The sequence below is a fragment of the Congzhengia minquanensis genome, from assembly GCF_014384785.1.
Classification (GTDB): domain Bacteria; phylum Bacillota; class Clostridia; order UBA1381; family UBA9506; genus Congzhengia; species Congzhengia minquanensis.
On the sequence record NZ_JACRSU010000003.1, the window covers coordinates 303,401 to 327,464 of the forward strand.

19 protein-coding genes are annotated in these 24,064 nt (G+C 44.6%); 16 read left to right on the forward strand and 3 right to left on the reverse strand.

All coding sequences use genetic code 11. The annotated features are described in order from the left end of the window. Positions 1 to 102: 102 nt before the first annotated feature. The 5 genes from H8698_RS09205 to H8698_RS09225 all read left to right on the forward strand — a co-directional run bounded on the left by H8698_RS09205 (position 103) and on the right by H8698_RS09225 (position 6,836). Positions 103 to 2,142 carry an SGNH/GDSL hydrolase family protein gene (locus H8698_RS09205; protein ID WP_177679647.1) on the forward strand — a complete coding sequence of 680 codons (2,040 nt, stop codon included), beginning with the start codon at positions 103 to 105 and terminating at the stop codon, positions 2,140 to 2,142. Between the two features lie 568 nt (positions 2,143 to 2,710). After that, complete coding sequence (locus tag H8698_RS09210) at positions 2,711 to 3,673, forward strand: ABC transporter permease (protein WP_249313049.1); 963 nt, start codon at positions 2,711 to 2,713, stop codon at positions 3,671 to 3,673. 18 nt (positions 3,674 to 3,691) lie between these two features. Beyond that, positions 3,692 to 4,579 carry a carbohydrate ABC transporter permease gene (locus H8698_RS09215; RefSeq protein WP_249313054.1) on the forward strand — a complete coding sequence of 296 codons (888 nt, stop codon included), beginning with the start codon at positions 3,692 to 3,694 and terminating at the stop codon, positions 4,577 to 4,579. 60 nt (positions 4,580 to 4,639) lie between these two features. After that, on the forward strand, positions 4,640 to 6,250 hold the full coding sequence (locus tag H8698_RS09220) for a type 2 periplasmic-binding domain-containing protein (RefSeq protein WP_249313057.1): 1,611 nt from the start codon (positions 4,640 to 4,642) through the stop codon (positions 6,248 to 6,250). A gap of 67 nt (positions 6,251 to 6,317) precedes the next feature. Further along, on the forward strand, positions 6,318 to 6,836 hold the full coding sequence (locus tag H8698_RS09225) for a DUF4825 domain-containing protein (RefSeq protein WP_249313059.1): 519 nt from the start codon (positions 6,318 to 6,320) through the stop codon (positions 6,834 to 6,836). Between the two features lie 43 nt (positions 6,837 to 6,879). Here H8698_RS09225 and H8698_RS09230 read toward each other — a convergent pair whose 3' ends face one another. Beyond that, entirely contained in the window at positions 6,880 to 7,713 is an 834-nt protein-coding gene (locus tag H8698_RS09230; RefSeq protein ID WP_249313062.1) for an undecaprenyl-diphosphate phosphatase, read from the reverse strand. Positions 7,714 to 7,896: 183 nt separating this feature from the next. Between H8698_RS09230 and serC the strand changes: the two genes are divergently transcribed. The 3 genes from serC (at position 7,897) to rpmB (ending at position 10,464) form a co-directional block, all read left to right on the forward strand. Further along, positions 7,897 to 8,979, forward strand: coding sequence for a 3-phosphoserine/phosphohydroxythreonine transaminase (serC, locus tag H8698_RS09235; RefSeq protein ID WP_177680038.1), 1,083 nt, complete (start codon positions 7,897 to 7,899; stop codon positions 8,977 to 8,979). Positions 8,980 to 9,004: 25 nt separating this feature from the next. Next, a complete protein-coding gene (locus tag H8698_RS09240; RefSeq protein WP_249313063.1) occupies positions 9,005 to 10,165 on the forward strand; it encodes a phosphoglycerate dehydrogenase in 1,161 nt (386 codons plus the stop codon). A gap of 110 nt (positions 10,166 to 10,275) precedes the next feature. Then, positions 10,276 to 10,464: a 50S ribosomal protein L28 gene (rpmB, locus tag H8698_RS09245; RefSeq protein ID WP_177680036.1), complete on the forward strand. Its 189-nt coding sequence runs from the start codon at positions 10,276 to 10,278 to the stop codon at positions 10,462 to 10,464. Between the two features lie 69 nt (positions 10,465 to 10,533). On the opposite strand, the gene H8698_RS09250 is transcribed toward rpmB, so the two are convergent. Both H8698_RS09250 and H8698_RS09255 read right to left on the reverse strand, forming a co-directional pair. Beyond that, complete coding sequence (locus tag H8698_RS09250; protein WP_249313066.1) at positions 10,534 to 12,270, reverse strand: ABC transporter ATP-binding protein; 1,737 nt, start codon at positions 12,268 to 12,270, stop codon at positions 10,534 to 10,536. Then, positions 12,267 to 14,012, reverse strand: a complete 1,746-nt coding sequence (locus H8698_RS09255; RefSeq protein WP_249313069.1) for an ABC transporter ATP-binding protein — start codon at positions 14,010 to 14,012, stop codon at positions 12,267 to 12,269. Before H8698_RS09255 ends, H8698_RS09250 begins: the two co-directional genes overlap by 4 nt. A gap of 214 nt (positions 14,013 to 14,226) precedes the next feature. Here H8698_RS09255 and H8698_RS09260 point away from each other — a divergent pair, with 214 nt between their 5' ends. The 8 genes from H8698_RS09260 to ftsY all read left to right on the forward strand — a co-directional run bounded on the left by H8698_RS09260 (position 14,227) and on the right by ftsY (position 24,040). Then, positions 14,227 to 17,439 carry an acetylxylan esterase gene (locus H8698_RS09260; RefSeq protein WP_249313074.1) on the forward strand — a complete coding sequence of 1,071 codons (3,213 nt, stop codon included), beginning with the start codon at positions 14,227 to 14,229 and terminating at the stop codon, positions 17,437 to 17,439. A 152-nt stretch (positions 17,440 to 17,591) separates the two neighbouring features. Next, positions 17,592 to 18,086 carry a YceD family protein gene (locus H8698_RS09265; protein WP_177680031.1) on the forward strand — a complete coding sequence of 165 codons (495 nt, stop codon included), beginning with the start codon at positions 17,592 to 17,594 and terminating at the stop codon, positions 18,084 to 18,086. Between the two features lie 21 nt (positions 18,087 to 18,107). After that, positions 18,108 to 18,287, forward strand: coding sequence for a 50S ribosomal protein L32 (gene rpmF, locus H8698_RS09270; protein ID WP_177680030.1), 180 nt, complete (start codon positions 18,108 to 18,110; stop codon positions 18,285 to 18,287). A gap of 106 nt (positions 18,288 to 18,393) precedes the next feature. Beyond that, on the forward strand, positions 18,394 to 19,701 hold the full coding sequence (locus H8698_RS09275; protein ID WP_177680029.1) for a DUF512 domain-containing protein: 1,308 nt from the start codon (positions 18,394 to 18,396) through the stop codon (positions 19,699 to 19,701). Positions 19,702 to 19,718: 17 nt separating this feature from the next. Next, the gene (der, locus tag H8698_RS09280) at positions 19,719 to 21,068 is read left to right on the forward strand and encodes a ribosome biogenesis GTPase Der (RefSeq protein ID WP_249313082.1); all 1,350 of its coding nucleotides are present in this window, start codon (positions 19,719 to 19,721) and stop codon (positions 21,066 to 21,068) included. A 15-nt stretch (positions 21,069 to 21,083) separates the two neighbouring features. Next, positions 21,084 to 21,725: a glycerol-3-phosphate 1-O-acyltransferase PlsY gene (gene plsY / locus H8698_RS09285; protein ID WP_249313086.1), complete on the forward strand. Its 642-nt coding sequence runs from the start codon at positions 21,084 to 21,086 to the stop codon at positions 21,723 to 21,725. A gap of 66 nt (positions 21,726 to 21,791) precedes the next feature. Beyond that, positions 21,792 to 22,802: an NAD(P)H-dependent glycerol-3-phosphate dehydrogenase gene (locus tag H8698_RS09290; RefSeq protein ID WP_249313089.1), complete on the forward strand. Its 1,011-nt coding sequence runs from the start codon at positions 21,792 to 21,794 to the stop codon at positions 22,800 to 22,802. Positions 22,803 to 23,098: 296 nt separating this feature from the next. Then, positions 23,099 to 24,040, forward strand: a complete 942-nt coding sequence (gene ftsY / locus H8698_RS09295) for a signal recognition particle-docking protein FtsY (protein ID WP_346726843.1) — start codon at positions 23,099 to 23,101, stop codon at positions 24,038 to 24,040. The last annotated feature ends 24 nt before the right edge of the window (positions 24,041 to 24,064 follow it).

Below are 24,064 nucleotides of genomic sequence, written 5' to 3' on the forward strand. Positions count from 1 at the left end.
AGCTGCAGTTCTACTGCAGCTATCATCAGCTAAGGCACATTGTGTCTAAAAAACTAAATTTTCCGTGTGCGGCATGCACACACTTTAGAGGAGGAACACGAAATGAAAAAACTTTTATCTCTGATATTGACGGTCATGCTGATATCTGTTATGGTGGCGTTTTCCATTCCCGCAAGCGCAGAAGGAATTTTTGAAGACCCGAGCAATATCAATATTGTGTATCTGGGCGGCTCCATCACTGCCGGCGCCGGCGCCGGTGGAGGACAAAACTGGGTGGATATAACAGGAAAATACTTTTCTAAAACATTTGGCGAGAATAATGTGCACAACCACAACGTTGGCGTCGGCGGAACGGGCTCAGAGTATGGACTTTTGAGGCTAAAGCGCGACGTAATTGATAAAAACCCTGATATGGTGTTCATTGAATTTGCTGTAAACGACGGAGGTAGGGATACTACAAGATATTTAGAGAGCATGGTTTTAAGCCTGCAGAAGCTTGAAAAGGTGCCCTATATCTGCTTTGTATATACGACCAACCGGACGCTGAATGTCAACCAGACATATCAGCGCGCAGTTGCAGATTACTATGGTTTGGCGCAGATTGATTTCCAGGCAAGAATGACACAGGAATTGAAGGATAATCCGAAAAACACCATGGAAACTTATCTTGGCGACAGCGTTCACCCCAACGCTACCGGATATGCAGTCTATGGCGACGAGGTTACAAAATGCCTTGCTACCGGCAAGTATTATACGAAGCCAAAAGTCATGGATAAAAAGTATAATTCAAAGAGCTTGTTCGTAAATACCACTTTCACACCGGCAGCCGATTATGTTACAACAAATGGCTGGCAAAAATCGGGTAATTTTGTGACAACCTTTGAGGATGTTGGCGCTGCAGGCCAGAAGCTGCACTTTGACTTCACAGGAAATGTACTTGCAATTGAACACAGACTGCACAAAAACGGCGGTATGTATAAAGTGATTATTGACGGTAAAACAATGGCTACAGTCAGTGACTACTACAAAGACAACGGCGGCCAGTTGGTTCTGGGTTATTCCAATTTTGATTTGGGCCAGGGAAAACATACGCTTGACATTGAAGTGACAGACCAAAAGGATAACGCCAGCGGCGGCTATATGGTTGGACTGTATAACATTATAACAAACGAAAATCCCGATTACGATTCAACGAAAGTCGATGTAAATTTTAACGATGGCGACACCTCTGCAATTGCAGACATTGGCGTGACGCCTTCGCCCGACTGGGAGTGGGACGGCACTGTGGGAGCAGACGGTATCAAAGGCGCATTAAAGGTTACCACTGCCACAGGAACATATGGCTCGTCCACCGGCGTAGCCTTTAATGTCAGCGGACTGGAAAAGGGCAGAAGCTATCATCTGTCCGCTAAAGTTAAGCTGGATTCCATAGAAAAGCTTGTGACAGACAGCGCGACGTTTATTTTCAGACTTGATGGGGTAGATGAATCCGGTAACCCCACCGGGAAAAACGCATTAGTAAAGGTGGATGCCCCCAATGCCGGGCTGAATAACAAAGAGTTTACAGAAGTTCAAGCAGAATTTACGTTTGACGGAACAGGTGTATTAACTTCAAACAAGCCTACGCTTTGCAACAGCGATGGCTCCTTTGAAGTTCGTGTTGGAAGTGACAAGCTTGAGGAAACAACAGGTTCCCGTGACACTGCACTAGTTTATTATATTGACGATATTAAAATGATACCCGGAAAAAAGACCTCCGGCGACCCGTCAAATCCTGATCAGCCGTCAACAGATGAAATTAAAATATTGGTTGACGGTATAGAGGTTCAGGCAGACGTTCCGCCTGTAATTGTTGATGACAGAACGCTGGTTCCATTCCGTGCAATCTTTGAAGCATTGGGCGCAGACGTAGAATGGGAGGCAGAAACCAGAACGGCAAAGGGGGCCAGAGATGGCATTGCCGTTGCAATTCAAATTGATAATAAAATTATGAAAATCAATGGGGAAGATTTTGAACTTGATGTACCTGCTCAAATTATTGACGACCGGACAATGGTTCCCGTTCGGGCGATTTCAGAAAGTTTCAACGCTAAAGTTGAGTGGGTTCCTGAAACAAGAACTGTAATTGTTACAACAAAGTAATATCCTTGTGAAACCATTTTTTCAATTTCAGCGGTAGGGTACATTTTGATAGTCTGCCGCTGATTTTGATTTTGGTAAAGTTGCATAAACCAGAGTGAAAAGGGTATATGGCAAAACAAACCAAATTTTGTGAAGTTGTCAGCAGAAAAAATTAGAATATTTGTATAACTTGTACGTATATATGAATAAAATATAACTTTAAAACGAATAAAATGAAGGAATGATGAACAAAGTACCAGTGAAAAATAACAAATGTAAGAATTTTTCATGGTTAATATTTACACGTATGAGTACATTTTACCAAAAAAAAGAGAAAAAATTATAAAAATAGTACAAAAAAATGAAAAAAACTATTGCACTTTGGGTACAACTTGTGGTAGAATAAGATATGCTTAAAAATGAGCACATAAAGTGTTTCACATGTGTGCAGATTTTTAAGGTTTATAGCAGAAAAACTGTAAAGTTTGCTTTCGTTTAAAGTTAACTGACAACTTTGCAACAGGCAGAACTTTTCTTTTTATTACAGTTTTTCTATTTTTAGAACTTATGGTAGAGGAGTGGGTTTTCTTTGAAAAAGTCAGTAGCAGTAGAAAGCAGTGCTTACTTGCCGAAAAAAACATCATTGTTCAAAGAGTTTAAAAGACACTATGCTTTGCTCATTATGTTGATTCCCGGTGTTATTGCATTGCTCTTGTTTGCCTATAAGCCTATGTACGGTTTGTTAATCGCATTTAAAGATTACAAATTTAAACTTGGCATATGGGGCAGCCCGTGGGCTGATCAGAATGGTATGGCGCATTTTATCAGGATGTTCAGCGGCGGAGATTTTATAAAAGTATTGAGAAATACGGTTGTCATCAGCTTTTTAAAGCTTATATGCGGTTTCCCGGCACCGATCATTTTGGCGCTTCTGCTGAATGAGATGCGCGGAAAGGTTTATAAGCGAATTGTTCAGACACTTACATATTTACCTCACTTTTTCTCATGGGTTGTACTTGGCGGTATTTTAAAGATGGTGTTTGCTACCGTCGGCCCAATCAACATGGTTTTACAGAACCTGGGACTGAACGAACCGATTCCGTTTTTCGGAAACAACACGGCGTTCCTCTGGCTCATTGTCGGAACTGCGGTTTGGCAGGGATTAGGCTGGGGTGCTATCATTTACATGGCGGCACTTTCCGGTGTAGACGAATCGCTCTACGAAGCTGCTTATATCGACGGCGCCAGCAGATGGAAGCAAGTTTGGCATATCAGTCTTCCCACCATTATGGGCACGGTTACAACAGTTTTCATCATGAACCTCGGTCAGGTATTAAATGCCGGATTCGATCAGATATACAACATGTACAATGTTATGGTGTACGAGTCTTCCGATATTCTTGACACATATTCATTGCGTCTTTTGCAGGACGGTCGTTATGAAATTGGTACGGCGCTTGGCTTGTTTAAGTCTTTGGTGGGCATGGCGTTTGTACTTGGCTCAAACTGGATTGTTAAGGTGCTCAGCCATGACGAATACGGTATTTTATAAGGGAGGGTTTATGTTAAGATGATACAACGTACAAGAGGCGAAAAGATATTTAACGTTTTTAACTACATTATACTTACCTTGTTCGCTTTCACAACACTATATCCGTTTTTATACACGCTTTCCATATCGCTTAGTACAAAGGCGGAAGCAGAGTCACTTGGTCTGCATATCCTTCCGAATTTTCAGAAAATCACAATTGACCCATATAAAATGGTGTTCAAAAATGCAGAAATTTGGAATGCATATAAATACACCTTGTTTAGAACAATCGTAGGAACGGTTCTGTCGCTGTTAGTAACCTGCTTTTATGGTTATGCGTTGTCAAGACCACGCCTGCCGATGAAAAGATTTTTTGTAATATTCATTATGTTCACAATGCTTTTCTCTGGCGGTCAGATTCCTACATACTTAAATATTAAATCGTTAGGCCTTATTAACAACATTTGGGTATATGTTCTGCCTTTATTAATTACAGCTTATAACGTAATTGTATCCAGATCGTTCTTTGCCTCGTTGCCAGAGAGCTTAAATGAATCGGCGAAAATAGACGGCGCGGGAGAGTTCCGAATTTTCTTCCAAATTATCGTGCCGCTATCAAAGCCGATTATTATGACGCTTGCTCTGTGGAACGCAGTTGCACACTGGAACGAGTGGTTCAGCGGCATGATGTATATTACAGATTCGCGGAAGATTGTCGTTCAGAATTACATTCAGCGTATTGTCAATGAAGGTAATACAAACTTGATATCGGACGTTAATGCTTCTGCGCAGGATCAAATTGAAGTAACAGGAAAAACCATTCAGTCGGCATCTATCATTGTTTCTATCCTGCCGATTTTGCTGTTCTATCCTTTCGTACAGAAGTACTTTGTAAAGGGTGTAACACTTGGCGCTGTTAAAGGCTAATGTCATGGATAGGCATTAGATTTTACATTTTTATCAAACAAAATTAAGGAGGGCTATTTCATGAAAATGAAAAAACTACTTAGCGTGTCAATTGCAGCTGTTATGACTGTTGGCATGCTGGCAGGCTGCGGCGGCGATAAATCATCGACCAGTTCTGAAAACTATCAGGACAATGATGAAAAACTAACGCTGAAGTGGCTTGGTTATCCCAGAAACCCCGGAGCTGAAGAAGGAACAATTCCGGAAAAGGCAATTGAGGAGAAATTCAACGTAGAAATTCAGCCTTTATTCTACGAAGAAAACAAGTATCAGGATAAAAAGGTTATGCTTATGGCCGGTGGAGAAATTCCTGACCTGATTTATGAACTGGATCCGCTCCATGTTTTTAACGATGTTGATCAGGACTTTGTTGTAGAAGTTCCTTACGACACAATCAAACAGTATGCTCCGCAGTATTTTGATTATATCACCGACTACGCGCCGGCAGCTTGGATTTATTCCAGATATCAGGACAAAAACTGGGGCGTTCCGAACGTAAACCACAGTCATATGCTTTCTAAAACAGCAGCATACCGCAAGGACTGGCTGGACAAATTTAATTTAGACGTTCCGAAAACGTTAGATGATATGCATACCGCACTTTACCAGTTTGCGAACGGCGATCCTGACGGAAACGGCAAGAAGGATACATACGGTATTTCTGTAGGCTCTACGCATTATCAGAGCTATTTCTCCGAAATTTTCGGTGCATATGGCTGCCTTCCTTTCGACTGGCAGGAGGTTGACGGTAAAATCGTTTACGGCGGTTTGACGGACGAATGTAAAGAAGCTCTGAAAACCCTTGCTACATGGTATTCCGAAGGCATCATTCACCCTGACTTTGTTTTAGGCCAGGCTGATGCAGACAAATGGAATTCCGGAACATTGGGTTACATGACGACACAGTACAATGACCCGAATGACAAAAATGCTATTCAGAACACAGTGAAAGAAAACAACCCGAAAGCACAGGTTGCTATTGGCTTCCTGCCCACAGGTCCTGATGGCAAGAGCGGTACACGTGCATGGGGCAGAGCTTGCCACGTAGTGTCTTTTGGTAACACAGAAGGACATGGCGCTAAAGTTCCGCGTATGCTGAAAATCTTCGAAGGTATGTTTACTGATTTTGACTTCTATACCACATTAAAAATTGGTAACGAAGGCGAATCATGGGAGAAAGCACCTGAAGATACAACAAAGGCAAACAACTTTGTTATGCTGCCTGGGTATGGCGCTGAAACAGCGGACGAAACAAGAATTGCCGGCTTAAGCAGTGACTTTGCTGGTCCGGGAATGTTCACACCTGTTGCAACAACCTATGAAAACTATGCATCTACAAGATCTGATGCTTGGAATGCATGGGCAAAAGAATGGACGGATGAGAAATATTCTTTGACAGACTACTTCTTTAAGGTTGACGTTGTTCCGTCTTCTGCTGATTACATCATCGACCTCAGAACAAAGCAGATGTCAATCATGAGCGAAATCATTCAGGGTGTTAAATCAATTGATGCTTACTCTGAATTTGAAAAGATTTGGGAAAGCGGCGGCGGTCAGGTTCTGACCAAAGAAGCAAACGAACTCAAAGACGAATTGCATGATGTTTATGCTGAAATTGGTGTAAAACAGTAAATTAAACTTTTTGCGGCTGTGCTTATATTAAGCACAGCCGTTTCTTTAAATCGCAAAGGGTGAATCTATGAAACATATCAAACAAAAAAAGCGGCCACTCGTTTTCCTTCTCATAGTTGTTTCAGGCCTATTGTTTTCCAGTTGTGGCAAAGAGATGAACAACGGTGAAATTTACAATGCTTCATTTCAGGAGCAAATGGCAACGCTTTATGAAGCTAAAACCCCGTATGTTGGAAATGCATCAGCTGTTGGTGAGGTGATAGAACTGTTGCCATTTGTTAAAAATGGCGAACGAAATGGTATGGAACTTCAAACCGAAGCAGAGCCTTATGGCATTACACTTCAATACAAGGATTTATCAAGAATACCGGAAATGGAACTAAAGGGAAACGCCTATTTAATGTTTTGTGTGATTGAAAATTTAGGGCAGGTAACATTCAACGACCAGACGGGCAAAACCTCTGTTCAGTTCCTGCGCGGTGATGTTTTTGAATATGGAAACACAGCAGAGTTCTTTGCTGAAAATAAGGAGCAATTTATTTCATTTGCAAATCGGTTGAATGATGAGATTTTAAAAACAGAATAATTGAAAAATAAAAAAGCCGACCCATCGGGTCGGCTTTTATGCGTTACATTGGCAAGAAGTTTGTTGCAACTGCAATGATTACGATAATGCCCAATATAATTCTGTATATGCCAAAGGGCTTGAAATCGTGTTTTTTGATATAACCAATTAAAAATTTAATGGCCCAGACCGAAACGAAAAATGTAACGACAAAGCCTGTTATCATAACGGCCCATTCCGTTGTGTTGATTACCGCGCCTTTTGCTAAAAACTTTACCAGCTTTAAGCCGCTTGCGCCGAACATAACCGGCACTGCCATAAAGAATGAAAATTCTGTTCCCACAAACCGGGAGCAGCCAACGATAATTGCGCCTAAAATTGTGGAGCCGGAGCGGGAAGTGCCTGGAACCAAAGACAGCACCTGAAACAGACCGATGAAAAAGGCGGTTTTATAGGTCAATTCTTCCAGCGTGTTCGTTTTTGGTTTTTTCCCCTGACGCTCCACCCAGATAAATGCGATACCATATATAATGAGGGTAGCCGCAATGACTAGGGAACTTGAGAGAACATTGTCCACCAGGTCGTCTAAAAACACCCCTGAAACGCCGGCAGGAATAATTGCCACGATTACCTTGCCCCAAAGGGAATAGGTCTGCTTCTTTTCTACTGGCGTTTTTTTCGGTGAAAACGGATTTAGCTTGTGAAAGTAAATCACAATAACCGCTAAAATGGAAGCAAACTGGATAACGACCTTAAACATATTCCAAAAGTCGGGAGAAACGTTTAAGTTTAAAATTTTTTCTGCCAGAATCATATGCCCGGTGCTGGAAACGGGCAGCCACTCAGTAATGCCCTGAATGATTCCGATGACTGCGGATTTTAATATTTCGAAAAACATGACACAATCCTTTCTGATTTTAAGTTATTTAGATAAAAGGTATTATATCACATTATACGGCTTCATTCAATAAAAATTCTACCCGAAAAGAATTTTCATAAAAAGCTTTGTGAATTTATTGACTAATTCCTGCATTTGGTATATAATATTTATATTTAATAAAACATTTTTGGAGGTTTTACAATGGACAGAGTATATAACTTTTCGGCGGGACCGTCGATGCTTCCTGAAGCTGTTTTGGAAAAGGCAGCCAAACAGATGGTAAACTACGAGGGCTGCGGCATGTCGGTGATGGAAATGAGCCACAGGTCGGCAGACTATGAAGCAATTATCGGAAATGCTGAATCTCTGCTTCGCGAATTGATGCACATTCCGGAAAACTATAAGGTTCTGTTTTTGCAGGGCGGTGCATCCAGCCAGTTTGCAATGGTTCCTCTGAACCTGATGAAAAAATCAAAAAAAGCAGATTACGTCATCACAGGCCAGTGGGCGAAAAAGGCCGCGCAGGAAGCTTCGAAATTCGGTACGGTAAACAAAGTTGCAAGCTCTGACGATAAAACTTTTACATATATCCCGAAACTGGACCCTTCCACCTTTGACAAAGATGCGGACTATTTCCATATCACATTGAATAACACCATTTATGGCACACGTTACACAACTTTGCCGGAAACAGGAGATGTTCCGCTGGTGGCAGACGCCTCGTCGAATATCCTGTCCGAACCCATTGATATTTCGCGTTTTGGCATTTTATATGCCGGCGCACAGAAAAACATGGGCCCTGCCGGCGTTACCGTGACAATTATCCGGGAAGATTTAATTACAGGTGCAATCGATGGCGCACCTACCATGTTTGATTATAAAATTCATGCAGATAACGGCTCTATGTATAACACGCCTCCGACCTATTCCATTTATATCTGCATGTTGGTTTATGAATGGTTAAAGAGCCTGGGCGGTGTTGAGGCGATGTATGCCATCAATAAGGAAAAGGCACAAATTCTTTACGATTATCTTGATAACTCCTCTATGTTTAAAGGAACCGTTGTAAAAGAAGACCGTTCGCTGATGAATGTTCCGTTTGTTACAGGCGATGATGACTTAAATGCAAAATTTATTAAAGAGGCAAAGGCCAAGGGGTTTGTGAACTTAAAAGGCCACCGCACAGTGGGCGGTATGCGCGCCAGCATTTACAATGCAATGCCGGTAGAAGGCGTAAAAGCGTTAGTTGAATTTATGAAAAAATTTGAGACGGACAACAAATAAAGAACCCAGAAAGGACTGTTAAAACATGTTTGACATTCTGACACTTAATAAAATTGCAAAATGCGGCCTTGAAAAGTTTGGTGATAATTATAAGATTTCCGACAACTGTGAAAATCCGGACGGCATTGTTTTAAGAAGCTTTTCCATGCACGACATGGAACTGGGAAGCAACTTAAAGGGTATTGCGAGAGCAGGTGCAGGCACAAACAATATTCCCATTGACAAATGTACGGAAAAAGGCATTGTTGTGTTCAATACGCCGGGGGCAAACGCAAACGCGGTGAAAGAGCTTGTTATTTTGGGATTGCTTATTTCATCAAGAAAAGTTGTTTCCGGAATTGATTGGGCTAAAACCCTGGCCGGCTCCGGCGCAGAGGTTGCAAAAGCGGTTGAAAAGGGTAAAAGCGCATATGTTGGCCCTGAAATCCAGGGTAAGACGCTGGGCGTTATTGGCCTTGGGGCTATCGGTGCTATGGTTGCAAATGCGGCAGATGCGCTGGGCATGAAGGTAATCGGTTTTGACCCATTCATGACTGTTGACGCGGCTTGGAGACTTTCCAGCGCAGTTGTTCATGCGAATTCCATGGACGAAGTGTTTGAAAACAGCGACTATATTACATTGCACATTCCAGCTAACGATGCAACAAACGGCACAATTAATTCTGAAACACTGGCGAAAATGAAAGACGGCGTTCGAATTTTAAACTTTGCCAGAGGTTCTTTGGTGAACGATGCTCATTTGGCGGTTGCACTTGAGGAGGGCAAGGTTGCCTGCTATGTAACCGATTTTCCCAATGATGCAGTTTTGTCAATGGACAATGTAATTGCCATTCCACATTTGGGCGCATCTACACCAGAGTCAGAGGACAACTGTGCAAAAATGGCGGCAGAGGAGCTTCGGGACTTTTTGGAGAACGGAAACATTAAAAATTCTGTGAACTATCCCGACTGTGAAATGCCGAGGTGTGGTGCCAGAATTGCCATTACCCACAAAAATATTCCCTCCATGCTGTCGAACTTTTCAAAAATTGTTGCAGACAAGGGAATTAACATTGTGAATATGTTAAACAAAAGCAAAAAGGAAAATGCTTACACGATTATGGATGTTGAGGGCGATGTGCCGGACAACATTGCAGACGCAATCTCCACAATTTCAGGCGTGAATTCTGTGCGGGTAATTCATTAATTTACAATTAATTTGAAAAAAATGCTTGCAATTCCTGAAAAATTCTGGTATAATGATATTTGCTGTTTCAGAATTGGATTTGATTGTTAAGTTATTGGAGGTGCTTATAGATGGCAAAATGTGAAATTTGCGGAAAAGGTGTTACATTTGGAATTAAAGTGAGCCATTCTCACAGAAGAAGCAACAGAGCTTGGAAACCGAATATCAGAACTGTGAAAGCAATGGTTAACGGAACACCGAAAACATTGCATGTTTGCTCAAGATGTCTTCGTTCGAACAAAGTTGTAAGAAGCGTTTGATTGACAAACACAAATTAAAAATTTATGAATTTACGTATCGGCTGATTTTAGCCGATACGTTTTTTCATTTCAGACCTCAAACTGGCTGTTATAAAGCTTTGCATAAAATCCGTTTTTTTCAATTAGTTCTGTGTGGCTGCCTTGCTCCACAATGTTTCCGTCTTTCATGACCAAAATTTTGTCTGCGTTTTGAATGGTGGAAAGGCGGTGGGCTACGATGAAGCTTGTGCGGCCCTGCATCAGGCGCGCAAATGCGTCCTGAATTTTTAATTCCGTTCTTGTGTCAATAGACGAGGTCGCTTCGTCTAAAATGAGCATAGGAGGCTTATTGAGCATAACGCGGGCAATGCACAAAAGCTGTTTTTGCCCCTGGGACAGGCTCCCCCCATCGTCTGAAATTTCCGTGTCATATCCCTTCGGCAAACGCTTGATAAAGCTGTGTGCGTGGGAAGCCTTTGCCGCTTCCACCATTGCTTCGTCGCTTGCCTCAGGCGCGCCCATTTTAATATTATCCCGAATTGTGCCGCTTTTCAGCCAGGTTTCCTGCAGCACCATTCCATAGCTTTGCCGCAGAGATTTGCGGGTCACGTTTCGAATGTCTTCTCCCTCTAAAACAATACTGCCGCCGGTCACGTCGTAAAACCGCATAAGCAAATTAATCAGCGTGGTTTTCCCGCAGCCTGTGGGGCCGACAATGGCAATCCGCTGGCCCGGCTGAACCGCTAGGTTAAAATGCTCAATTAATTTTCTCTCGGGCACATAAGAAAACGATACATCGCGAAGCGAAAGCCTGCCTTTCACATTCTGCAAAACACATGGGTTTTCCGGCTCTGGAATTTGCGGCGTTTCCTCAATCAGCTCAAAAATTCGCGCAGCGCAGGCTAGCGCATTCTGCAGCTCCGTTACAACACCGGAAATTTCGTTAAACGGTTTGGTATATTGGTTTGCATAGCTCAAAAAACTGGTAAGTCCGCCTACAGACAAATTTCCGTTCAGTGCGGCAAGCGCGCCGAACAGCCCCACGCCGGCATATACTAAGCTGTTCACAAACCGGGTGGAGGGATTGGTGAGGGACGAATAGAAAATAGCTTTCAGCGAGCTTTTTTCTAACCGTTCGTTTATTTCGTCAAACAATTTTAAGGTTTCATCTTCCCTTGAAAATGCCTGCACTACCTTTTGGTTTCCCACCATTTCGTCAATAAACGCTGTTTGCTCAGCGCGGATTTCAGACTGGCTGCGAAACATTTGATAGGTATGTTTTGCCACAAAGTTTGCCACAAATAACGATACGGGCGTAAGCAAAACCACTACCAATGTAATTTTAACATTGATAAAAAGCATAAAGACCAGTGTGACCAGAATGGTAACGATGCCGGAAAAAAGCTGTGTGAACCCCATTAACAATCCATCGGCGAACTGGTCTACATCGGCGATTACCCGGCTGATAATTTCCCCGCTTTGATGGGCGTCTAAAAGTTTCAGCGGCAAAATTTGAATTTTACGAAACGCATCGGCCCGGATGTCGCGGACAACATGGTAGGTTACACGATTGTTTATCATGTTCATAATCCACTGAAACAGCGCGGTCAGCGCGGCCGCAATTGCAATTTGAATCAGCAGATAGCCAAGAATGGAAAAGTTAACCTTTCCCGGGGCGACGATGCAGTCAATGGCCTTTCCAACCAGAATGGGAACATAAAGCGTTAACACCACAGTCAGCGCGGCCAGCAAAATAGACAGAAGCATCAGCCATCGATATTTTTTTATATAGTTTAAAATTTTGCGGATTGTGCTTTTCTTTTTCATGCGTCAACGCCTCCCTGGGACTGGAAAATTTCTTTATATATGCCGCAGGTTTTCAAAAGCTCATCATGTGTTCCAATGGCGGCCATTTTCCCGTCGTCTAACACAACAATTTTATCGGCATGGCGAATGGAGGACACCCGCTGCGACACGATAAACACCGTGGCTTGATAGGGCAGAGCACGCAGCGCCTGCCTAAGACGCGCGTCCGTGGCAAAGTCCAAAGCCGAGGCGCTGTCGTCTAAAATTAAAATTTCAGGGCGGCCCACCAAGGCTCTGGCGATGGTAAGCCGCTGTTTCTGCCCGCCGGAAAGATTTCGCCCGTTTTGTTCAATGAAATAGTCCAGCCCGCCGTCTTTGCCGGCCAATATTTCCGAGGCCTGGGCGGTTTGCATAGCGCACAGTAATTCCTCATCGGTTGCGTCTTCCTTGCGCCACTTTAAATTGTCGCGAATGGTTCCTTTAAACAGTATAGCCTTTTGCATCACCATGCCGATTTTCTCTCTTAAATCGGGCAGATTATAACAATTTACATCAATTCCGTCCACACACACTCTGCCGGAGGAAGCTTCGTAAAACCGAGGAATCATGTTCACCAGGGAGCTTTTCCCAGAGCCGGTTCCGCCAATAATTCCCACAGTTTCTCCCGGTTCACAGGAAAACGTGATGTCTGAAAGCGATTCCTCCCGGGCTCCCTTGTAGGTCAAACAGGCATGTTCAAAAGCCACTTTTGGTTGGCGCCCGCCATTTTGGCGGACACAGCCGTTTTCACTGTCTGCGGCCTTTGCTCCTCCCGTCTGGGTGGGCTTTCTGTCTAACACCGCCTGAATCCGATTGCCGCAGGCGATGGATTTTGTAATAGTAATAATTAAATTTGCAAATTTAATCAGCTCCACCAAAATCTGCGTCATATAGTTATAAAGCGCCACAACTTCGCCCTGGGTAAGAGAACCGTTGTTCACCACCACTGCGCCTGTGTAAATCAGCCAGATCACCGCCAGATTAATTACCACATAGGTTAAGGGATTCATCAATGCGGATATGCGGCCGGTGTATTTTTGAACAGAAGTCAGCGCTTCATTTTCCCCGTCAAATTTTTTTATCTCTTCCCGCTCTTTGCAAAATGCCCTAAGAACGCGCACGCCCGTTAAATTTTCCCGGGTTGTTGACAAAACTGTATCTAAACGTATTTGCACCTTTTTATAAAGAGGAATGCAGACATACATAATGAAAAACACGATGACAGATAACACCGGAATGGCCACAGCAAAAACAAGCGCTGCACGAACGTTAATGGTAAAGGCCATGACCATTGCCCCGAACACCACCAGGGGCGAGCGGAGCAACAGGCGAAGAGCGAGGTTTAACCCTGTCTGCACCTGGTTCATGTCGCTGGTCATTCTGGTAATCAGCGTGGACGTTCCCGCCTCATCAAGATCGGTGAATGAAAAGCTTTGAATGTGAGAAAACACAGCGTGGCGCAGTTTTTTTACAAATCCTACCGAGGCCTTGGCCGCAAAATATTGTGCTGTGACCGAGAACAGCAGGCCGGCAAGCCCTAAACCTATCAAAACCGCAATCATTTTGTAAATGTAGGGTCTGTCGCCGTGCGTAATTCCAATGTCGATAATTTTTGCCATAACAATGGGCACAAACAGCTCGAAAACAGCCTCTAAAAGTTTAAACAGCGGTCCTAAAATGCTTTCCTTTTTATAATATTTTAGATACGTCAGTAGCTTTTTCAATTTCATCACCAATTTTTAGTATTTGTATTAGTTTACCACAATACGGAAACTTATTCAATACAGAGAGCGAAAAGACATAAATAATTGCCAAAAAGAGGTTGTTTTTTGCTTTCATTTTTGTTATAATAATAAAAGCAAAGGGGGTACCCCCTTTGTTGTATGTATTCTATACATACAACAAATATTACATAAACAACAGAAGAGAGGGAGAGAAATGAAACAGTATTTCAAAAAGGCGGCCGGCATATTGCTGTGTGTTGTGATAGCGGCGGCCTCGGCGGTTTTTACCGTTTCAGCGCAGGAGGATATTACAGCTGACCCGATGACGTTTGCAGTGAATAAAGACACCATCACCGCAACAACAGCGGCATCAAATGACCAATATGACTATTGTGTTGTGTTGCGCAAGGGTAAAAATATTGAATATACGGTGAACACAGAAACCGCTGCACGGTATAATTTAACAGTAACCGCTGGAACAATTTCAGACAAAGAACAGGTTAGCGTTTCGGTGAATGATGTTTCGCAGCTTGAAAATGTAACGCTTGCAAACACAGGTGCATATGGCACACGTAATTCTCATGAAATTGGCAGCATAATTTTGGCTCCGGGAAAAAATGTAATTAACTTCAGCTCGCCGGAGGGGCCGAACGGAATTCTAATTGTGTCGTTTACTCTAACAAAAACAGGTAATGTGTATCAGTATCACATTCCCACCACAAAACCGGAAGATGTTGACAAATTTGACATTGGTGCTGGAAGTTCCCCAATCGGCTGGTATCCGGCAGATAATTCTGAATGTATCATTATGAGGGGAAATGCTAACGGCAACTCTTGGGTCGAAAAGGAAATTACTGTGCAGGAAGCCGGTTGGTATGGCGTGACCGTTAAATTGGGAGCAAGTTCGCAGTATGAAACTGGCTTAACATTAAAGGCTTCGGTGGGCGGCAAGTCGACGTCGAGAACCGTAGAGGTTACAAGCTCATATACCTCGTATGAGGACCGATATATTGGAAAATTGTATTTAGAAGAAGGCGCACAAACTGTTCGGCTTGAAGTAACAAGTAAGGCTGCTTTTGTTAAGTCGTTCACTCTGGAAAATAAGCTTGAAGATGATTTTGTTAACGGCGCGCTGAATTATGACATTAGCCCAACAATGGTAAGCTCCATGAATGGATACACCGAAGGCGATGCTGACTGCAGCTATTCCTGGTGTATGAATTTAAGAGGTTCAAAAAGCTTTGGAATCAGTGTTTATACTGAAAAAGCAATCAGCTACCTGATCACTGCAAGATACGGAGCAAATACAGCAGGCCAATCCATTGATGTTGCGGTTAACGGATATAAGCAGGTGGAAAAGGCGCCTGTTGATGTAACTGGGGAAAAATATCCCTGCACAGATGGGCACGTTATTGGCATTGTAAACTTAAACCGCGGCATGAACGAAGTGACGTTTTCTTTAGGAGCAGGCTCCAACAATGCCGTGGTTATGGATTCTGTTCAGTTCGCTCTTGCCGACAGTTTCCAGGAGGGTGTGTTTACAGCGTGGGTGCAGGAAAACCGCGTGCCGGAATATTTCTTCCCGGCTGAGGCAAACTCAGGTTTTTACACAGCAGGCGGACAAAAATGTGCCACCATGCGGGCAACGTCCTGGGTGGAATATGATGTTTATACAGAAGAAGAAAGAACTGTAAATATGTTAATCGACATGGCAAGTTCAGAAAACATTACGTTCTCTGCTTCGGTTAACGGCGAAACACAGATTTCAAAAGAAAATATTGGTGTGCCCAGTTCGGGCTACACGGCTTTTGCAACAGTTGCATCTGCCGGAATGTTAACCATTCCGGCCGGTCATAGCGTGATCCGCTATACCCAGGAAGTAGGCGCGGGTAACCTTAGAAGCCTCACTTTTGAAGAAGCGGACAGAAACGAAGCAGTTATTACGAACTTTGCAATTCGAAATGCAGACGGCAACAGAATGCCTTTTGCAGTAACAGAGGGCCTGAAAGGCTATGCAGTGGCTTCTGTTAAAAAGCTGGGCGAAGCTGACGATAAATTGATGTTGATTATTGCACAGTATGCAAACGACACCTCGCTGGTTGGCGTTTCTCAAACAACTGTGGACGTGTCGCAAATGGCAAACCGCGAAACAAAAGAGTTTCAGACAGAAATTACCCTAAAAGGGGAGGGCGGTTACGTGAAAGCGTTTTTGATGAGAGAGGGAAGTTTCGAACCCTTATCGAAGGCACAATCCTATGTAGAAACGAAGATTTTCCCAGAGAACGCTTTAGAAACAAGCGTTTCCTATGAACTGGCAACGAACGTTTTGAATAACGACGGCGAAAATTATGCGGAATATGGCATACATGACGCTGACTATGATGTTGATGCTATTTTCTATGACGGCTACAAAGACACCAAGGTGTTTGCCTATATCGGAATTCCAAAAGGCGCAACGCCTGAAAATTCTGTTCCTGCCATGGTATTAGTACACGGCGGTATAGGGAAAGCGGAACAATCCTGGGTGAAGAAATGGAACGACTTAGGCTACGCTGCAATTGCAATGGATTTATACGGTTGCGGCCCGGAGGATGATTCTACCTCTTACAGCGGTTCAGGCAAGAAAAAACACCCATACGCAGGTGTGGCTCCCTGGGATTTCTCGGCAGACTTTGAAAACGCAGGGATGTATCAGAGCGTAATCAATGTGATTAATGCACACACGCTGATTCGCGGCAATGATTGTGTTGATGCTTCCAGAATCGGCATTACCGGAATTTCCTGGGGCGGAATTACAACCACAACAGTTTGCGGTGTTGACAACCGGTTTATGTTTGCTGTTCCCGTTTATGGCTGCGGCTACTTAGACCAGTGCAAGACCTATTTCGGTTCTAAGTTTGACAGCGCAAGCCAATCCATTGCTTGGGATCCGGCAAACTTTGCTGCAAAGGCCCAAATGCCTGTTATGTTGGTAAACAGCGATGCCGACCAGCATTTCTCTATCAATTCCTCATCGTTAACCTACGGCGTATTAAAGGACGGATATTTAAGCATTCACCATGGCCTGAGTCACTCCCAAAGTGCCGGTGACAGCATTCAACAGGTTTATGACTTTGCAGACAACATGTTTAAGGGCAACAACCCTTATATCAGAATAAGCAGTGCAACGGCTGAAAACGGCGTTTTAACGGCAGATTGTGAAATCCCGTCGGGCACAACCATTTCGGGCGTGACAATGTATTATATTAATACCACGGAGCTTCCGTCAGACGGCGGCTCGAACATTAATTGGACAGCTGTTACAGACTATTCAGAAAATAACGGAACGGTTACGGTGAACATTCCCGCCGGTGCAACCTATGTTTATGCTTCTATAACAGATAACAACGGCGCGATTATGAGCACAAAATTTTTAAAAGTGAAATAAAAGGATAATATGGCCGCGCAGAAGAATTTGCGCGGCCTTTCTTTTCTAATTTATAAAAAAAGCTTGACATTTTGCAAGATAATTAGTATAATATATAATTGCATTGTGCAATTGATGTTTGGCACAGGGAAACAGAAAGGCGGCAAAGCAGCATGATTTGCGATTTGAGTACCGTTTTGAATAACGACGGCGCATGTCTTACCATCTCCGGAACTGTTGACGCGGGAAATGCGGCGGACGGTTTAGGCGTTACTTTTTCAAACGGCGTCTGCGTGACAGGTGAAATTGTGTGCCGCAGCGATGTGTTAGAACTTTCCGCCCATGTGGAAGGAACGTTTCATACAAACTGTGCACGGTGTTTGAAAGAATTAGAGCTTCCGCTGTCGTTTGATTTTACCGAAACCTTAACGCAGAACAGTGAAGAAATTGACGACAAAGATTCTGTGATTGTCTTTTCCGGCACCACGGTGGATTTGTCTGAAATTGTTTCGAGTAATATTTTACTTAACTTGTCATACAAATATCTTTGCAGTGAGGATTGCCGCGGTCTCTGCCCAAAGTGCGGAGCAGATTTAAACGACGGGCCATGCGGCTGTGAAGATGACGAAATCGATCCAAGATGGGAAAAATTAAAAAATTTTAAGTGATACATTCAGGAGGTGTGAAACATGGCAGTACCTAAGAGAAAAACCTCAAAGGCCAGACGTGATAAAAGAAGAGCAAACTGGAAACTTAGCATTCCCGGTTTTGTAAGCTGCCCGAAATGCGGCGAGCCGATTATGGGCCACAGAGTTTGCAAGGCTTGTGGATATTACAACGGCAAAGAAGTTGTAAAAAAAGAAGCGTAATTGAAACAAAAAGAGGGTAGAGAAGGCGTTTACAGTCTTCTCTATTTTTACTTTTCGTCGATTTTTAGCGGAAAAAGCGCTCATTTACAGTTAACGGAGGAAAGAAATGAAGCACGGAGCATATGTTTTGTCGGTGGACCCAGGCAGCATTGCAGAGGAATTGGAACTTCTCCCCGGCGACCTGATTGTATCTATTGACGGACAGAAAATCACGGATTATCTTGATTATAAATTTTTAGCCACTAACGAGCACATTGTCATGGAGGTTTTAAAGGAAAACGGCGAGCTGTTCGAGTTTGAAATTTATAATGAGGATTTGGAAGATTTGGGAATCAATTTTGAAAATATGCTGTTCGACAGCCCGAAAAGCTGCCAGAACAAGTGTATTTTCTGTTTTATTGACCAAATGCCAAAGGGAATGCGCGATACACTCTATTTTAAAGACGACGACTCCCGGCTTTCGTTTCTTTATGGAAATTATGTGACGCTGACCAACATGAAAACCGAGGATATTATGCGGTTAATCCGCTACCGAATCTCTCCGGTGAACATCTCGGTTCACACCACAAATCCGGATCTGCGCGTATTCATGCTGAAGAATAAGCGGGCAAACCAGATTTTAGACCACATTCAGCTGCTTGCCGACCATGAAATTGAAATGAATATGCAGATTGTGCTTTGTAAGGGCATTAACGACGGGGAGGAGCTGGACCGCACAATCCGCGACCTTGCCCAATTTATGCCACATGCAAAAAGCGTGTCTGTGGTGCCGGTGGGGCTGACAAAGTGCAGAGAAGGTCTTTATCCTTTGTCCCCTTTTGAAAAGGGGGACTGCGCGGCGGTGATCCGACAGATAAAAAACTGGCAGGAACGGTTTTTAAAAGAACATGGCACCCGGTTTGTATATGCTTCGGACGAGTTTTTCATCAATGCCGGAATGGAGCTTCCGGAAGAAAGCGAATATGAGGACTTTCCACAAATTGAAAACGGCGTAGGTATGATTGCTTCGATGGAGGCGGAGTTTATGCGAGCACTTGCGCCGGACTTAAAACCGCAGGGAACGGCTAAAACGGTTGTAGCAACGGGAGAAATTTCCTATGAATTTATAAAAAAGCTGGTAAATATCGTAAAAATGCGATATAATATGAATAATATAGAAGTTGTAGGAATAAAAAATGAATTGTTCGGCGGCAAAGTGACCGTTTCGGGCCTGCTTGGCGGCTCTGATTTAATCCGCGCATTACAGGATAAACAAGCAGACCGCGTTCTGATTACGGAATCGATGCTGAAAGCAGACGAGGACGTGTTTTTAGACGATTACACGCTTTCGGAAACGGAAAAAAGACTGAACATGAAAATAGTGCCGGTGAAAAATGACGGCGAAGCCTTCTTAAAAGCGGTTTTGGGGTATTGAGAGAAAGGAAAAGACCAATGAGAAAAGCGACAGTTGCAATTGTTGGGCGGCCCAATGTAGGGAAGTCCACGCTGTTTAACAAAATTGTGGGAACCAGGGTGTCGATTGTAGACGACACGCCCGGCGTTACCCGCGACAGAATCTATATGGAGGCGGAGTGGACAGGGCGCCGTTTTATGCTGATTGACACGGGCGGCATTGAACCTGCCACAGACGACGAAATTTTAAAGGGAATGCGCACCCAGGCTGAAATAGCAATTGAGCGGGCAGACTGCGTTATTTTAATGACCAATATTCACGAGGGGTTAACCGCGGCCGACGCCGATGTGGCGGCCATGCTGATGAAAGCGGGAAAACCCACGGTTTTAGCGGTGAACAAGGTAGACAGCGGCGGCCAGCCGCCGATGGATTTTTATGAGTTTTATAACCTGGGGCTTGGCGACCCTGTTGCAATCTCCTCCACCCATGGACTTGGGGTAGGCGATTTGCTGGACGAAGTGTTTGCTAAAATTCCCGAGGAATTGTTTCAGGAAAACGAAGATGACAGCGGCTCCCTCCGGGTTGCGATTGTGGGAAAACCCAATGCGGGAAAATCGTCTTTGGTAAATCAAATTTTAGGCGAGGAGCGCGTAATTGTAAGCGACGTTGCCGGAACTACCCGGGACGCGGTAGACACAAGCTTTGAAAAGGACGGAAAGACTTATACCTTAGTGGATACTGCGGGAATGCGCAAACGCGGCAAGGTGGACGAAGGGATTGAACGCTACAGCGTTCTGCGTTCCCTCTCCGCCGTGGACAACTGCGACGTGTGTGTGATTGTGGTAGATGCAAATGAGGGCATTTCCGAGCAGGACTCGAAAATTGCCGGCTATGCCCACGAAAAGGGCAAGGCGTCTATCATTGCGGTGAACAAGTGGGACTTGATTGAAAAAGACACAAACACAATGAAACAGTTCCGCGAAAAGGTGAATTTAGAGCTGGGCTTCATGCTGTATGCACCGCAGATTTACATTTCTGCATTAACGGGCCAGCGCGTGGGCAAGCTGTTTGAACTGATAAACTTTGTGCATGAACAAAATTCCATGCGCATTAAAACCGGCATGCTAAACGACGTGCTGGGCGAGGCCACCATGAAGGTGCAGCCGCCGTCGGATAAAGGGAAACGGCTGAAAATTTATTATATGACTCAGGCTTCTACCTGCCCGCCTACCTTTGTTGTGTTTGTAAACGACAAAGAGTTGATGCACTTTTCCTATCTGCGTTATTTGGAAAATCAAATCCGCGGGGTGTTTGGCCTTGAGGGAACGCCGGTGCGGTTTATTGTTCGGGAACGGAAGAATGAAAAAACAAAAGGAAGCAAGGAATAAATCAGGAGGAGTTTTATGGTTTGGGCACTTTTCATCAGCGCTGTTTTGGGCTATCTCATTGGCAGCGTGAACACATCTATCGTACTTTCCAAACTAAAGAAAAATGATATACGGAAGCACGGAAGCGGCAATGCCGGAGCTACAAACACGCTCCGCGTAATGGGAAAAACTGCGGCGGCGTTCGTGCTGTTGGGCGATGCGTTAAAGGCCGTTGTTTCTATTCTGCTGGCGTGGCTGGTAGCCTATTTGTTCCGCCAGGGGCCGGATATTGTGGCCTACTGCAAGTATATTGCGGCATTAACCACAGTTTTGGGCCACAATTTCCCCGTGTTTTTCGGATTTCGCGGCGGCAAGGGCATTTTAACATCGGTTGCGGTAATGTTTATGTTAGACTGGCGCATTGCGCTAATCGTGCTGTTCGTGGGCGTTATGCTCATTGTGCTCACCCGATATGTGTCGCTGGGCTCGCTGGCCGGCTGTGCGTTATATCCGCTGTTTGCACTGGCGTTTTACAGCAGCGAGCCGCTTTTGTATAAAAAAATGCAGATTGTTTTAGCGCTTCTTTTGGGGCTATTGGGCATTTGGCGTCATAAAAGCAACATTAAAAAACTGTTGGCGGGTACAGAATCGAAAATCGGTGAAAAGGCAAAACAATAACAGAAAGCGCCTTGCGGCCCGCAGGGCGCAGACAGAATGAATTCGGGCAGAAAGGCATTTAGGGGTATGAAAATTGCAGTAATTGGTTCCGGCAGCTGGGGGTGCGCAATATCCGCAGTTTTGGCAAACAAGGGTAACGACGTTTGCCTTTGGTCTTATTTTCAGGAAGAAAGCGATGCATTAAAAACCAACAGAGAAAACAAAAAGAACCTTCCGGGGCTGATTTTGCCGGACAACATTACATTTACCTCCGATTTGGAAGCCGCGGTGCGCGGACGCAGCGTCATTGTTATGGTAACGCCGTCGGCAGCTGTGGGGGACACTGCAAGGAAAATGAGACCGTATGTGGAAAGCGGCGCAGCTATTGTCTGCGCATCTAAGGGATTTGACTCTGAAACGCAGAAAACGTTGACGCAGACCATTGAAGACCATATCCCCAACGCTCTCGTGGCCGCATTGTCCGGCCCGTCGCACGCGGAGGAAGTGGCCAAACAAAAGCCTACAACACTGGTTGCGGCAAGCCGCAATTTAACTGCGGCGAAAATGCTTCAGGACTTGTTCATGACAGATTACTTACGAGTATATACCAGTTCCGACGTTTTGGGCGTGGAGCTGGGCGGGGCGTTAAAAAACGTGATTGCCCTGTGTGCCGGAATTTCAGACGGTCTGGGATTGGGGGACAACGCAAAAGCCGCGCTGATGACCCGCGGTATGACGGAAATTGCCCGATTGGGCACGGCGTTGGGGGCTTCACTTTCCACGTTCAGCGGACTTTCCGGCATGGGCGATTTAATTGTTACCTGCACCAGCATGCATTCCAGAAACCGCAGGGCAGGAATATTGATTGGACAGGGAAAATCCGCAAAAGAAGCCATGGAGGAGGTCAACATGGTGGTTGAGGGCGTTTATGCCGCGAAAGAAGCGTTTAAACTTTCCAAACGGCTTGGCATTGAAATGCCCATAACAGAGCAGGCCTACCGCGTACTGTTTGAAGGGGCCAGTCCGAAAGAGGCGGTAGAGGAGCTAATGACAAGGGATAAAAAACACGAATCCGACAACGGGTTTGTGTCGAAATAGATAGGTTAACGGAGTGAGAAAACATGTTGAAATGGTTTAACAAAAAGAAAAAAACAAGCAAAGATCTGATTGAAAACGTACTAAACGAGGCGGAAAAGTTAAACGCCTTTGACGAACCGGAAGAAGCCCCTGAAGGGTGGGGCAGCGAACCGGTTTTAGAAGAAGTTCAGGAGCAGACAGAGGAAGAGGAGGAAAGCGGCGCTCAGGAAGAAGCAGCCGCGCAGGAGGACTTTTCTGAAACTGTTGCACAACCGGAAGAAGAACCAATTGAAACGGTTGATTATATTGAGGATACCGTGCAGGAAAAGAAGCCGAAAAAGGGCTTTTTTGCTAGACTGAAAGAGGGACTAACCAAAACCCGTGACGCGATTTTCGGACGGCTGGACAGTGTTTTTTCAGCATTTCAGTCTGTAGACGAGGAATTGTTTGAAGAACTGGAGGAAACGCTTATCATGGCGGACATCGGCGTGGATACGTCGGTATATATGATTGAAGAGCTTCGCACCAGGGCAAAGGAGAAGCACATAACAGACCCTGCAGAACTGAAAATTGAGCTGAAAAACGTAATATCTGAAATTTTAATGGGGCAAGACTCTGTTTGCCATTTGGAGGATTCGCCGTCGGTTATTATGGTAATCGGCGTGAACGGCGTGGGCAAAACCACGTCGATTGGAAAAATGGCGCACTATTACCAATCCCAGGGGAAAAAGGTGATTTTGGCGGCGGCGGACACGTTTCGCGCCGCGGCAATCGACCAGCTGCAAATTTGGGCACAGCGGGCAGAGGTTGAAATTGTAAAGCACAAAGAGGGCTCTGACCCGTCGGCAGTGGTGTTCGATGCGATTCAGGCCGCCAAGGCGCGGGGCGCGGACATCGTCATCTGCGACACGGCAGGCAGGCTTCATAACAAAAAAAACCTGATGGAGGAGCTGGCAAAAACCGCCCGTGTCATTGAGCGGGAAACAGGAAAGCCGGCCTCTGAGGTACTTTTGGTGTTAGACGCCTCCACAGGCCAGAATGCGCTGATTCAGGCAAAGGAATTTGCCAATGCGGCGCACATTACAGGCGTAGTTTTAACCAAGCTGGACGGAACGGCAAAGGGCGGCGTTATCATTGCGCTGTCGCGGGAGCAAAATATTGGCGTTAAGTTCATTGGCGTGGGCGAAGGAATTGACGATTTGCAGGAATTTGATCCTAAAGAGTTTGCAAAAGCGCTGTTCCCTGAAAATGAAGAATAGCAGAACATAAGAAGGAGTGATTTC

Coding starts and splice junctions, on each gene's coding strand:
- H8698_RS09215 (WP_249313054.1), top strand. CDS start 3,692: ATGATACAACGTACAAGAGGCGAAAAGATATTTAACGTTTTTAACTAC.
- plsY (WP_249313086.1), top strand. CDS start 21,084: ATGGTTTGGGCACTTTTCATCAGCGCTGTTTTGGGCTATCTCATTGGC.
- H8698_RS09260 (WP_249313074.1), top strand. CDS start 14,227: ATGAAACAGTATTTCAAAAAGGCGGCCGGCATATTGCTGTGTGTTGTG.
- rpmF (WP_177680030.1), top strand. CDS start 18,108: ATGGCAGTACCTAAGAGAAAAACCTCAAAGGCCAGACGTGATAAAAGA.
- serC (WP_177680038.1), top strand. CDS start 7,897: ATGGACAGAGTATATAACTTTTCGGCGGGACCGTCGATGCTTCCTGAA.
- H8698_RS09250 (WP_249313066.1), bottom strand. CDS start 12,270: ATGAAAAAGAAAAGCACAATCCGCAAAATTTTAAACTATATAAAAAAA.
- H8698_RS09275 (WP_177680029.1), top strand. CDS start 18,394: ATGAAGCACGGAGCATATGTTTTGTCGGTGGACCCAGGCAGCATTGCA.
- H8698_RS09220 (WP_249313057.1), top strand. CDS start 4,640: ATGAAAATGAAAAAACTACTTAGCGTGTCAATTGCAGCTGTTATGACT.
- H8698_RS09225 (WP_249313059.1), top strand. CDS start 6,318: ATGAAACATATCAAACAAAAAAAGCGGCCACTCGTTTTCCTTCTCATA.
- H8698_RS09205 (WP_177679647.1), top strand. CDS start 103: ATGAAAAAACTTTTATCTCTGATATTGACGGTCATGCTGATATCTGTT.
- H8698_RS09240 (WP_249313063.1), top strand. CDS start 9,005: ATGTTTGACATTCTGACACTTAATAAAATTGCAAAATGCGGCCTTGAA.
- H8698_RS09290 (WP_249313089.1), top strand. CDS start 21,792: ATGAAAATTGCAGTAATTGGTTCCGGCAGCTGGGGGTGCGCAATATCC.
- H8698_RS09265 (WP_177680031.1), top strand. CDS start 17,592: ATGATTTGCGATTTGAGTACCGTTTTGAATAACGACGGCGCATGTCTT.
- der (WP_249313082.1), top strand. CDS start 19,719: ATGAGAAAAGCGACAGTTGCAATTGTTGGGCGGCCCAATGTAGGGAAG.
- rpmB (WP_177680036.1), top strand. CDS start 10,276: ATGGCAAAATGTGAAATTTGCGGAAAAGGTGTTACATTTGGAATTAAA.
- H8698_RS09230 (WP_249313062.1), bottom strand. CDS start 7,713: ATGTTTTTCGAAATATTAAAATCCGCAGTCATCGGAATCATTCAGGGC.